Here is an 11,948-nt window from a genome sequence, read left to right as displayed (position 1 = left end):
CACGGACCTCGTCCTACCTGCGATGGGCTCACCCCCATCCAGTCCGGCGGGCCCGAGAGGTGTACGGCGGCGCGACGGTGGTGGAGGGGTCGATGACACAGGGGGCCGGCGAGGGACCCGTGGTGCGGACGGCGACGTTGCGCGACTTCCGCGTACCGCCGTACGCGCAGGTTCCCGTGCAGTCCGGAGAGCCCGGACCGTCAGGCCCCCCGGCCGACGGCCCGTCAGGGCATCCCGGCAACGCGTTCCCGGACCACGAACCGCCCGAGGGCTACACCCCCACCGAACGCGACCTCCCGGTGATCAACCGGGGGGACACCGTCCAGGTGCGGGTCGACCCCGTGGAGCCGTCCACACCCGACGGCCGCGGCCCGCTCTACGTCGTCGGCGATGTCCACGGCTATCTCGACGAACTCCTCGCCGCGCTGGCCGCGCAGGACCTCATCGACGCCGACGGCCACTGGGCGGCGGACAACGCCCGGCTCTGGTTCCTCGGCGACTTCACCGACCGCGGCCCCGACGGCATCGGAGTCATCGACCTCGTCATGCGGCTCTCCGCCGAGGCGGCGGCGGCCGGCGGCTACTGCAAGGCCCTGATGGGCAATCACGAACTGCTGCTCATCGGCGCCAGGCGATTCGGCGACACGCCCGTCAACTCAGGTGCGGGCACCGCCACTTTCCAGGCCGCCTGGCTGCTCAACGGCGGCCAGCGGACCGATATGGAGCGCCTCCAGGATGTCCATCTGCAATGGATGTCCCGGCTCGACGCGGTCGTCGAGGAGGACGAGCATCTGCTGATGCACTCCGACACGACGGCCTATCTCGACTATGGCTCCACCATTGAGGACGTCAACGACACCGTCCATCAGATCCTCACCCGCAATGACGCCGACGAATGCTGGGATTTGTTCCGCAAACTCACCAAACGCTTCGCGTTCCGTGACGACGGCGGGCCGCAGGCCGTACGCGAACTGCTCTCCCAGTACGGCGGACAGCGCGTCGTCCACGGACACAGCCCCATTCCCTATCTGCTCGGCGAAGTCGGTACAGAAGACGCTTCGGACGACGAAGGCGACACAGGCCCGGTAGTGGAAGGGCCGCACGTATATGCCGATGGACTTGCCATCGCCATGGACGGCGGCGTCACCATGGCGGGAAAGCTGCTGGTCGTACAGCTTCCGCTGGATAACTGAATCAATGTGTGACAGGTGATTTCCCGAAACCCCCTGTCACGCCCCGCCACAACAGCTCTACCATCGCCTTATCCGTAGCAGGCTCTCCTCCGTTTCCGCCAACTGCCCGTCCCACACGGGCGAACCGGCCCTACGGAGCATCGGGGGATGCACATGAACAGCGCTCCACATCTGCTGAGCGAGGATCGCGCGGATTTCGAGCGGATCCTCGACGAGGCACTGCGCCAGGCACACGACGACGCGGAACTCTCCGCGGCCGGACAGCGGCTCAACAGCGAGCAGCTGCGCACGATGGCCCTGAGCGCCACGGCGCTGATCACCTCGTCCGCCGCCGCCGAGTACGAGCACTTCGCGAAGATCCGCGAGGAATTCCGCTCACCGGCGCCCTCCTCCTCGTCGGTCCATGACGCCGCCTCGCCCGCGTCGGGGAGCGAGACTCCGGACGCGGGGGCGGGGCTCGCGGCCGTCATCACCGTGCTGGCCCCGGTCCTCGGCGGCACCGCGGCGGTCATCTTCCTGCTTGTCGGCTACCTCCTCAAAGCGCTCAGCCCGCCGCCCGCCTTCGCCCGCAGCTTGGTCGCGGTCGGGTGGTTCTTCACCGCCGTCACCGTCGTCGGCATCCTGGTCGCCGCGATAGGCCTGCTCGTCACGGCACTGCGCAACACCGCGACCCAGCTTCCCGCCGAGGAACCGTGGGGCGGCGAGCTGCCCGACGAGGTGGCCCGCGCGCGGGAAGCCTGGCGCCAGGCCCTGCTGGAGCGCGGCATCCTGCCTTTCCTGCGGGCCGCGCTGGCCGCCCCGAGCGCCGGCACTCCGGCCGCACCGCCCGCACCGCGCCCTGCGCAGCCGGTGAAGCACCTGCCCAAGATCGGCTACAGCCGCCCCGACTTCTCCAGCCCGGACGAGGGCTCGACCGCCGGCCAGCGCCCGACGTTCAGCAGCCCGGACTTCTCCAGCCCCGACTTCGGCGGCCCGGAACACCGGCCGGAGTAGCCCCCGGCCGGTGCGCGGTCCCACCGCGGAAGCGCCTCGCGACGGGCGCCCCGGCGACGGATGCTTACTCAGTCCGCGAGCGGCAGATACACGCGGTTGCCCGCCGCGGCGAACTCCTTGGACTTCTCCGCCATGCCCGCCTCGATCTCGGCGGACTCCATCCCGGCCGACTCCATCTCGCCGCCGTGCCGGCGCCTGATGTCCTGCGAGATCTTCATCGAGCAGAACTTGGGGCCGCACATCGAGCAGAAATGCGCCGTCTTCGCCGGTTCGGCCGGCAGGGTCTCGTCATGGAACTCCCGGGCCGTGTCCGGGTCGAGGGCCAGATTGAACTGGTCCTCCCACCGGAACTCGAACCGGGCATCGGACAGCGCGTCGTCCCACTCCTGCGCCCCCGGATGCCCCTTGGCGAGATCCGCCGCATGGGCCGCGATCTTGTACGTGATGACACCGGTCTTCACATCATCGCGATCCGGCAGGCCGAGGTGCTCCTTGGGAGTGACGTAGCAGAGCATCGCCGTGCCCCACCACGCGATCATCGCCGCGCCGATGCCGGAGGTGATGTGGTCGTACGCCGGGGCCACATCGGTCGTCAGCGGGCCGAGCGTGTAGAACGGCGCCTCCTCGCAGATCTCCTGCTGAAGGTCGATGTTCTCCTTGATCTTGTGCATCGGGACATGCCCCGGGCCCTCGATCATCGTCTGTACGCCCAGCCGCTTCGCGGTCGAGTTGAGCTCGCCCAGCGTGCGCAACTCGGCGAACTGCGCCTCGTCGTTGGCGTCCGCGATGGACCCGGGCCGCAGACCGTCACCCAGGGAGTACGTCACGTCGTAGGCCGCGAGGATCTCGCACAGCTCCTCGAAGTTCTCGTACAGGAACGACTCCTTGTGGTGCGCGAGACACCAGGCGGCCATGATCGAACCGCCGCGCGAGACGATGCCCGTCTTGCGACGGGCCGTCAGCGGCACGTACCGCAGCAGCACTCCGGCATGCACCGTCATGTAGTCGACGCCCTGCTCGGCCTGCTCGATGACCGTGTCCTTGTAGATGTCCCAGGTCAGCTCCTCGGCCTTGCCATCCACCTTTTCGAGCGCCTGGTACAGCGGGACGGTGCCGATGGGGACGGGGGAGTTGCGCAGCACCCACTCCCGGGTGGTGTGGATATTGCGGCCCGTGGAGAGGTCCATGACCGTGTCCGCGCCCCAGTGGGTCGCCCAGGTCATCTTCTCCACCTCCTCCTCGATGGAGGAAGTGACGGCGGAATTGCCGATGTTGGCGTTGACCTTCACCAGGAACCGCTTGCCGATGATCATCGGCTCGATCTCCGGGTGATTGACATTGGCCGGCAGGACGGCCCGCCCGGCGGCGATCTCCTCGCGGACGACCTCCGGGGACACGTTCTCGCGGATCGCGACGTACTCCATCTCCGGGGTGATGTCACCGCGACGGGCATACGCGAGCTGGGTCACCGGCTGCCCGTTCCGGCTCCGCCGGGGCTGGCGCGGCCGGCCGGGGAAGACCGCGTCGAGGCCCCGCAGATCGGTCGATCCGCTCCGGAGCAGCCCCCCGCGCGGTGAGGTGTGCTTGAGCCCGTCGTCCTCGGGACGGACCGGCCGGCCCGCGTACTCCTCGGTGTCACCGCGACCGATGATCCAGTTCTCGCGCAGCGGTGCGAGACCACGGCGTACGTCGGTTTCGACGCCGGGATCGGTGTACGGACCCGACGTGTCGTACAGCGTCACGTCCTTGCCGTTGGTGAGATGCACCTGGCGGACCGGCACCTGGAGGTCCGGGCGCGAACCCTGGACATATCCCTTGTGCCAGCCGATGGACTTTCCGGTCTCGCTCGGATTCCCCGAGTCGGAGGCAGACGGATGTGCGTCCTGAACGGTCATGAGACCTACTCCCTACGCCGGCATTACCCGGTAACAGGTTCAGCGGTCGGCGCAGCGCAGGTGTCCGGGGGAATGACCCCGGGACCACACAGTCAGCGCCCTCTCAGCCCGGTGCTCCGAGCTCCCGCGTGTGCAAAGGTTGCCTCCACGCTAGCGTCATATCCGGCGTGCTGAACAGAGGGCCCCTTCCTTCTTGCGATGATCGGTCGGTGACCCCTCCCCAGCAGACTCACGAAGCGCACGGCCACTCGCACAGCCACGGGCCCGCCGCTCCGGTCTCCCAGCACCTCCGCAAGGTCATCGCGGCGGTCCTGATCCCGTTCGCGGCCGCCGTGGCCGTCGGCCTCGCCGTGCTCTGGCCGGGCGGCACCCCGGCACACGAGCGCACCGGTGTGGGCTTCGACCGGCAGACAGAACAGGGCCAGGTCGTACGGATCGAGCGGGTCGACTGCAAGGACGTCAACGCCTCCCAGCTGCCGTCGACCGGCGACACCACACAGCCCCAGGGGCGCGAGGCGGAGCAGGCGGAGACCGGGGAGTGCAAGAAGGCCACGGTCGAGGTCACGACCGGCAAGGAGAAGGGACGGACCTTCGTCGAGGTCGTCCAGCCGGACGCGCCGCGGCAGTTTCACGTGAAACAGGGTGTCGTGGTGGCATACGCACCCGATGCGCCCCGGGATCTCCAGTACTCCGTGACGGACGTGGACCGTAAGTTCCCGCTGACGCTGCTGGCCGGGATCTTCGCGCTCGCGGTGGTCGTGGTGGGGCGGATGCGCGGTGTCATGGCGCTGGTCGCGCTCATCGCCTCGTTCGCCATTCTGACGCTCTTCATCCTGCCCGCGATTCTGCAGGGATCGAACCCTCTGATCGTGGCGGTCGTCGGAGCCAGCGCGATCATGCTGATCGCCCTCTATCTCTGCCACGGTCTGACGGCGCGTACCTCGGTCGCGGTCCTGGGCACGCTGATCTCGCTGCTGCTGATCGGACTGCTGGGGTCGGTCTTCATCGGCTGGGCGAGTCTGAGCGGCAACACCGACGACAACACCGGTCTGATCCACGGCCTGTATCCCGAGATCGATATGAGCGGTCTGCTGCTGGCGGGCGTGATCATCGGTTCGCTCGGCGTGCTGGACGATGTGACGGTGACCCAGACCTCGGCGGTCTGGGAGCTGCGTCAGGCGGATCCGACCATGGGGCCACGTGCCCTCTACCGGGCGGCGATCCGGATCGGCCGGGACCATATCGCCTCGGTGGTCAATACGCTCGTCCTCGCCTACGCGGGCGCCGCGCTGCCGCTTCTGCTGCTCTTCTCGATCGCGCAGTCGAGCATGGGAACGGTCGCGAACAGCGAGCTGGTGGCGGAGGAGATCGTCCGGACCCTGGTGGGCTCGATCGGTCTGGTCGCCTCCGTGCCGGTCACGACGGCGCTCGCGGCGCTGGTGGTCTCCGCCGACCGGCAGGCCCCGGAGACGCCCGCCGCGGCACCGTACCCGGCACCCGTGGGCCCGGGCCCCGGCCCGGCTTCAGCGCCTGGGCCGGAATCCGCGCCGACCCCCTCGCTGCCCGCACAGAACGCGCTGGCCCGCAAGCTCGGTGGCAGGGGACGCCGGCGCAAGAAGTGACGGCGCGGAGCCGGGTGGCCGGTCAGCCGGCGTTCTCCTCGGCGAGGATGCGGCCGAGCGCCTCCTCCAGATTGCCCTCGAAGTCACTGAGCGTGCGCTCCTGACCAAGCGGAACCAACCGGTCCGTACGGTCGAGGAAGGCCACCAGCGGCGCCGCGCTGACCCGGAACAGCGCGTGGTCGTCGCCGACCTGGAGCCGCATATGGACGTCGGAGAGGTCCTCCGGCGTGGTCGGCGCGATATGCACATCGCCGTCCCCACTGGGCGTATTGATTCCGTCGAGCAGCAACTCGCGGCCGAAAGTCCAGGTCACAGGGGCATCGCCGGGCAGATGGAAGGTCATCCGCACGGCATAGGGATCCCTCACCTCGTAGTGGAGTTCCACCGGGATTCGGAACGAGAGCTCCTCGGAGACGAGGAAGCTCATCAGGACCTCGGCCTGGACCGACTCGCGCATCGTGTACTCCGGAGTAGATGAAGCAGTGGCTGGGAATGATCCCGTGGACCCTCTTGACGCAATCGTCCTGTAAGCGCTAGCAGATCACAAGGAGTAATTTTTCAGATACTGATAGAGAAGGCGAGGGAGCTCGCCAGCGACGCCATCTCTATGCGTAACCGTTCGATCGCCGGGAGCAGTCGTTCCTGTTGATGGAGTGGTACGGAAATGGCCACGGCGCCCGCGGTGGCTCCGGCCTCGATCGGTACGGCCGCGGAGACGGTGCCGAGCCGGTATTCCTGTCGCTCCACCACCGGCTCGGCCGGCCCCAGTGAGCCGAGGCGCTCCAGCAGCGTCCCGCGGTCCGGCACGGAGTAGGGCGTGAGCGGGCGGACGGGATAGCGGTCGAGGTGATCGTGGCGGGATTCCGCGTCGAGCCGGCTGAGCAGACACTGCCCGAGCGCGTGGGCGTGCCCCGTCTCGCGGATGTCCGCCCCGTCGGCGACCGCCGGGGCCGCGGGGCTGTCCGCCACGGAGACGAGATCGATCTCACCGTCGTCGTAGACCGCGAAGTACACCGGGACGCCGGTCGCGTCGTGCCACCGGACGAGCGACTCGGTGATCTTGCTGCGACGATTCTGCGGGCCGTCGCCGTGTGCCAGCCGCTGTACGGCGTCGCCGAGTACGAAGACGCCCTTCTCGCGGCGGAGATAGCCCTCGTGCGCCAGCGTGCGCAGCAGATGGTAGGCGGTGGGAAGCGGGAGTCCGGCCTCGCGTGCGAGCTGCTTCGCGGGAGCCCCGTCCGGATGAGAGCCCGCCGACTCCAGCAGTCGCAGCGCTCGCTGTACCGAACCGATCAGAGTTGGGGCTGCGGTACGTGTAGCTGTGGCCAAAGGTCACCCCCAGGCGTGCTGACGGGCGAGAGCCCGCCCGCGGGGGCCGCCCCCGCGCGCCCGCCGCACCCCTGAGGGAACCGAGGAACCGAAGGAACCTTGAGGCGGACCCGAGGAACCTTGAGGTCCCGCCCAGAAAAGTCGCACAACCCAATGGTCAGAGCGATCGTGGATGGTGTTTTCCCAGGGCGCGGCAGTGGTTTGCCACTCTAGGGGCAGCCCGGGGCGAGGGATGGTTTCCCCTTCACCTTTCCCCCGCGCGGGCTAACGGCCGTTCGAGCCGCGCCCGCTGCGCGGGCCCCTTACCAGTCGCCGCGCGACGAGGAGGACGAGGAAGACATGAACTTCCGTACGACATAAACCAGTCCACCGACCAGAGCCACCAGGATCAGCACCTTGAAGAGCAGGCCGACCACGATCGAGATGACCGCCGTGATCAGTCCGCCGAACACGACGAGGACGATCACGGGAACCGCGATCCACTTCACCCACCAGGGCAGTCCTGTGAGTACGTCCCGAACCGCCATCGTCCTTACCTCGCTTCGCCGAGAGCCCGAGTATCCGTCCTACTCCTTCGATGCTAGAGGTGCGGAAGCGCTCGCGGAGGCCCCGCGGCCCCCGATCTCCCCTGATCCGACCCTGAGGCGGACCTGAGGGTCGGGAGGCGGACGGGGGCGGTGGGGCGGGGACGAGGGGAGGGACAGGGGGCGGAGGGGCGGCGGTCAGCCCTCGGGCGGGGAGAACACGACCATCACCCGCAGATCCTCGGTGATGTGATGGAACTTGTGCGCGGTTCCGGCCGGCACGTACACCACGCTTCCGCGGCTGACCTGCGTGGTCTCCATCCCGACGGTGAGCGAGGCGCGGCCGCTCACGACGAAGTACACCTCGTCCTGCCGGTGCGGCTGCTGCGGGTCACTCGCTCCGGCGTCCAGCGCGTACAGGCCCACAGACATGTTGCGTTCCCGCACAAACTGCAGATATGCCCCGTCGTTGGCGGCACGTTCCGCCTCCAGCTCATCCAGTCGGAATGCCTTCATGCCACGATCAGACACATGAAGAATTTCCTAGTCAAGACGATCGCCAACGCGGGCGCCCTGGCAGTCGCGATCTGGCTCATCCAGAACATCACCCTGACCGGCGACAGCACCGGCAAGAAGGTCCTGACGCTGGTGCTCGTCGCACTGCTCTTCGGCCTGGTCAACTTCATAGTCAAGCCGGTGGTGCAGCTGCTGACACTGCCGCTGTTCATCCTGACACTCGGGCTGATCACGCTGGTGATCAACGCCCTGATGCTGCTGCTGACCTCGTGGTTCGCGGACAAGCTCGACCTGAGCTTCCATGTCGACGGCTTCTGGACGGCCGTGCTCGGCGGCCTGGTCATCTCGATCGTGTCGTGGGCGCTGAACGTCGTGCTCCCCGACGGCAAGGACTGAGCGGCCCCATGACCTCTCCGTATCGCGTCTGCTTCGTCTGCACCGGCAATATCTGCCGCTCACCCATCGCCGAGTCCGTCTTCCGCGCACGGCTGACGGAAGCCGGCCTCGACGGCCTGGTCGAGGCGGACAGCGCGGGCACCGACGGCTGGCACGAAGGCGACAGCGCCGACCCTCGCGCCGTCGCCGTACTCGACGCGCACGGCTACGACAGCGACCACACCGCGCGGCGGTTCCACGCCTCGTGGTTCCCACGGCTCGACCTGGTGATCGCACTGGACGAAGGGCATCTGCGCGAGCTACGGCGCCTCGCACCGACACCCGCGGACGCGGCGAAGGTGCACCTGCTGCGCTCCTACGACCACTCCCTCGCTCTCTCCCCCGACGTCCCGGACGAACCGTCCGGCGGTCTCGGCGTGCCCGATCCGTACTACGGAGGGAACGCCGACTTCGAGGAATGCCTGGAGATGGCGGAAGCGGCGAGCGAAGGTCTGCTCGCCACCGTACGGAACGCGATCGGGAAGGCCGCATGAACAACCCAGGAGACGGCATGAACATCGGGGACGGCACCCGAGCGGTACGGGCCGGGCTGCCCGACCCCGTGAAGTACGAACCGACCCTGCCAGGACCGGTTTTCGCCGCCCACTACCACCTGCCGGGCGAGCCGACAGGACCGTACACCTACGGCCGGGACGAGAACCCGACCTGGACCCACCTGGAACGCGCCATCAGCGAGCTGGAGGCACCCGGGGAGCCGGTCGAGACCGTCGTCTTCGCCTCCGGGATGGCCGCGATCTCGGCGGTGGCCTTCTCCCAGCTGCGGGCCGGTGACGCGATGGTCCTGCCGGACGACGGCTATCAGGCCCTGCCGCTGCTGCGGGAACGTCTGGAGGCGTACGGCGTGACGGTACGGACCGCGCCGACCGCCGCCGATGCCCAGCTGCGCGTCCTGGAGGGGGCGCGGCTGCTCTGGATCGAGACACCGTCCAACCCCGGCCTGGACGTCTGCGACATCCGGCGGCTGGTGAAGGAAGCGCACGCCGCGGGCGCGCTGGTCGCCGTCGACAACACCCTCGCCACGCCGCTCGGCCAGCGGCCGCTGGAACTGGGCGCAGACTTCTCGGTGGCCAGTGACACCAAGGGCATGACCGGCCACGGCGACATCCTGCTCGGCCACGTCACCAGCGGGAATCCGGAGCTGGCGGCGGGCGTACGGCGCTGGCGCAAGGTCGTCGGGGCGATTCCCGGGCCGATGGAGGCCTGGCTCGCGCACCGCTCACTGGCCACGCTCCAGCTGCGCGTCGACCGGCAGTGCGCCGGCGCGCTGATACTGGCGCGGGCGCTGGAGGCACGCGCCGACGTCGACGGGCTGCGCTACCCCGGTCTGCCCGGCGACCCCTCGTACCGCATCGCCTCCCAGCAGATGCGGCGCTTCGGCTCCGTGGTGTCGTTCGTGCTCCCCGACCGGGAGTGGGCCGAGCGCTTCCTGGACGGACTGCGGCTGGTCGACGACGCGACGAGTTTCGGCGGCGTACGGTCCACGGCGGAACGGCGCGGACGGTGGGGCGGCGACGCCGTACCGGAGGGCTTCATCCGGTTCTCCGTCGGGGCCGAGGATCCCGAAGACCTGGTCGCGGACGTGCTGCGGGCCCTGGACGAGGCGGCTTCCTGACGGGTACGTGACGCCGCTCCACCCATCCCTCCGGGTCCTCCGGGTCCTCCGGGTCCTCCGGGCGGACGGTCCGAGCCTCCCCCCTCATGGCTCGGACCGTCCCAGGTTCCACGCGCGGAGAACCATTTGCCCAAGGCTAGTTGACTCTGCGTCAGTGTCCAATCACAGTAGCGACAGCGACCTATCGACTTATTTATAGTTGACTGTCCGGAGTTGCCGCGGGGGCCGAGGCTCAAGACGGGAGAGCGGGAACATGGACCTGGCCCTGCTGCGTACCTTCGTCACCGTGCACCGCGCGGGCTCCTTCACCCGCGCCGCAGCGCTGCTCGGCCTCTCCCAGCCCGCGGTGACCGGCCAGATCAGAACCCTGGAACGACAGCTCGGCCGGCCGCTCTTCCTGCGCCAGGCCCGCGGCGTGACCCCCACCACGATCGGCGACGAACTCGCCCAGCGGGCCGCGCCCCATCTCGACGCGCTCGTCGAGATCGCCGAGACCGGACTCGACGAGGAATCCGGCATAAGGACGCTCCACCTGGCCGGACCACCGGAGTTCACCTCCCTGCGCGCTCTGCCAGCGCTCACCCCGCTCACCACCCAGGGCCTCGCCCTGCGCACCTCCTTCTTCGGCAGCCCCGAAGAGACCCTGGAGGGCCTGGCCGCCGGACACCACGATCTGGCCATCACCACGGCCCGGCCACGCGGCGGACTGCTCACCTCGACTCCGCTCTGCGACGAGGAACACGTACTGATCGCCGCACCCCGCTGGGCCGCCCGGCTCGGCCATGACGTGCTGCGCGAGGGGCAGGTGGTGCTGGAGCAGCTGCCGGTGGTGGAGGTGCACGAGTCCCTCCCGCTCGTCTCCCGCTACTGGGCGACCGTCTTCGAGTCCCAGCCGGCCGCCGCAGGAACCGTCATCGCCCCCGACCTGCGAGCCGTCCTCGAATGCACGGCGGCGGGTGCAGGACTGGCCGTACTGCCCCGCTACCTCTGCGAAGGGGCGCTGAAACGCGGAGAAGTGGTCGCGCTGCTCGACCCGCCCGTACCCCCGCTGCGCACCTACTTCCTGGTCGTACGCACCGGCACGCTCACCCTGCCCCCGGTCGCGCGGGCGCACGAATGGCTGCTGCGCGCCGCGGAGGAGTGGTGAGGGAAGAACCGGCGGGAGTTTCAGAAGGGGAATCCCGGGCGAACCTCTTCCCATGACCGAAAGGCCCGTGGTCAAGCGCACCGCACGCGCCATCCTGCTCGACGGCGACGAACTGATCCTGATCAAACGCACCAAGCCGGGAGTCGATCCCTACTGGCTCACCCCCGGCGGCGGGGTGGAGCCGACGGACACCACCGTCGTCGACGCACTCCACCGCGAAGTACACGAAGAGCTCGGCGCCAAGATCATGGATGTGGTGCCCTGCTTCGTCGACACCGTGGAACACATCGCCGACGGCGGCGTGACCGGCGTCAAGGTGCAGCACTTCTTCGTCTGCCGGCTGGCGTCGATGGACCCCTCGCTACGGCACGGCCCCGAGATCGAGGAGCCCTACGGGGAGTACGAGATCGTGCGGGTGCCCTTCAGCCGCGTCGGGATCGCCGCCGTCCACCTCGTACCGCTGTCGCTACGGCACTACCTGGACGGCAATATCGAGGGCGTACGCGCGATGCACGCCCCCGACCTGGGCTGAGACCACCGGCCCGGCCACGCCGGTTTGGGCCCTAGTAGTGCTTGGTCAGGTTGGTGTTGCTGTGGGTATGTCGCGGTGGCAGGTGGGGCAGGCGCCGGTCCAGGTTGCGAGGAGGGTCTGTAGTTCGCG

The 11,948-nt window shown here is 68.8% G+C and carries 13 protein-coding genes; 8 read left to right on the top strand and 5 right to left on the bottom strand.

Annotated features, from left to right (window positions below; all coding sequences use genetic code 11):
* Nucleotides 1–77 precede the first annotated feature (77 nt).
* Nucleotides 78–1,193 carry a metallophosphoesterase gene (locus tag IF11_RS0103295; protein WP_244888223.1) on the top strand — a complete coding sequence of 372 codons (1,116 nt, stop codon included), beginning with the start codon at nucleotides 78–80 and terminating at the stop codon, nucleotides 1,191–1,193.
* Nucleotides 1,194–1,340: 147 nt separating this feature from the next.
* Nucleotides 1,341–2,186 (top strand): membrane protein, encoded by an 846-nt coding sequence (locus IF11_RS0103290; protein WP_030349865.1) that lies wholly within the window; start codon nucleotides 1,341–1,343, stop codon nucleotides 2,184–2,186.
* A 68-nt stretch (nucleotides 2,187–2,254) separates the two neighbouring features.
* Here IF11_RS0103290 and thiC read toward each other — a convergent pair whose 3' ends face one another.
* Nucleotides 2,255–4,081, bottom strand: coding sequence for a phosphomethylpyrimidine synthase ThiC (gene thiC, locus IF11_RS0103285; RefSeq protein WP_030349864.1), 1,827 nt, complete (start codon nucleotides 4,079–4,081; stop codon nucleotides 2,255–2,257).
* Nucleotides 4,082–4,290: 209 nt separating this feature from the next.
* Here thiC and IF11_RS0103280 point away from each other — a divergent pair, with 209 nt between their 5' ends.
* Nucleotides 4,291–5,703: a YibE/F family protein gene (locus IF11_RS0103280; RefSeq protein WP_206300561.1), complete on the top strand. Its 1,413-nt coding sequence runs from the start codon at nucleotides 4,291–4,293 to the stop codon at nucleotides 5,701–5,703.
* Between the two features lie 22 nt (nucleotides 5,704–5,725).
* Here IF11_RS0103280 and IF11_RS0103275 read toward each other — a convergent pair whose 3' ends face one another.
* From IF11_RS0103275 to IF11_RS0103260, 4 genes are all read right to left on the bottom strand, one after another.
* Nucleotides 5,726–6,160, bottom strand: coding sequence for an SsgA family sporulation/cell division regulator (locus IF11_RS0103275; RefSeq protein WP_030349862.1), 435 nt, complete (start codon nucleotides 6,158–6,160; stop codon nucleotides 5,726–5,728).
* Nucleotides 6,161–6,261: 101 nt separating this feature from the next.
* Nucleotides 6,262–7,032 carry an IclR family transcriptional regulator gene (locus tag IF11_RS0103270; RefSeq protein WP_030349861.1) on the bottom strand — a complete coding sequence of 257 codons (771 nt, stop codon included), beginning with the start codon at nucleotides 7,030–7,032 and terminating at the stop codon, nucleotides 6,262–6,264.
* A gap of 302 nt (nucleotides 7,033–7,334) precedes the next feature.
* Nucleotides 7,335–7,559 carry a DUF5326 family protein gene (locus tag IF11_RS0103265; RefSeq protein ID WP_030349860.1) on the bottom strand — a complete coding sequence of 75 codons (225 nt, stop codon included), beginning with the start codon at nucleotides 7,557–7,559 and terminating at the stop codon, nucleotides 7,335–7,337.
* Between the two features lie 195 nt (nucleotides 7,560–7,754).
* The gene (locus tag IF11_RS0103260) at nucleotides 7,755–8,072 is read right to left on the bottom strand and encodes a cupin domain-containing protein (RefSeq protein WP_030349859.1); all 318 of its coding nucleotides are present in this window, start codon (nucleotides 8,070–8,072) and stop codon (nucleotides 7,755–7,757) included.
* Nucleotides 8,073–8,087: 15 nt separating this feature from the next.
* Between IF11_RS0103260 and IF11_RS0103255 the strand changes: the two genes are divergently transcribed.
* From IF11_RS0103255 to IF11_RS0103235, 5 genes are all read left to right on the top strand, one after another.
* Nucleotides 8,088–8,468 carry a phage holin family protein gene (locus IF11_RS0103255; RefSeq protein ID WP_030349858.1) on the top strand — a complete coding sequence of 127 codons (381 nt, stop codon included), beginning with the start codon at nucleotides 8,088–8,090 and terminating at the stop codon, nucleotides 8,466–8,468.
* Between the two features lie 8 nt (nucleotides 8,469–8,476).
* Nucleotides 8,477–9,001, top strand: a complete 525-nt coding sequence (locus IF11_RS0103250; protein WP_030349857.1) for a low molecular weight protein-tyrosine-phosphatase — start codon at nucleotides 8,477–8,479, stop codon at nucleotides 8,999–9,001.
* Nucleotides 8,998–10,140, top strand: a complete 1,143-nt coding sequence (locus tag IF11_RS0103245) for a cystathionine gamma-lyase (protein ID WP_420894547.1) — start codon at nucleotides 8,998–9,000, stop codon at nucleotides 10,138–10,140. Before IF11_RS0103250 ends, IF11_RS0103245 begins: the two co-directional genes overlap by 4 nt.
* Before the next feature lie 253 nt (nucleotides 10,141–10,393).
* Nucleotides 10,394–11,287 (top strand): LysR family transcriptional regulator, encoded by an 894-nt coding sequence (locus IF11_RS0103240; protein ID WP_030349855.1) that lies wholly within the window; start codon nucleotides 10,394–10,396, stop codon nucleotides 11,285–11,287.
* Nucleotides 11,288–11,339: 52 nt separating this feature from the next.
* Entirely contained in the window at nucleotides 11,340–11,819 is a 480-nt protein-coding gene (locus tag IF11_RS0103235; protein WP_030349854.1) for an NUDIX domain-containing protein, read from the top strand.
* Nucleotides 11,820–11,948 lie beyond the last annotated feature (129 nt).

Source organism: Streptomyces scopuliridis RB72, assembly GCF_000718095.1.
Classification (GTDB): Bacteria; Actinomycetota; Actinomycetes; order Streptomycetales; family Streptomycetaceae; genus Streptomyces; species Streptomyces scopuliridis.
The sequence above is the reverse complement of the archived record's forward strand: the minus strand, read 5'-3'. Positions and strand labels throughout refer to the sequence as shown.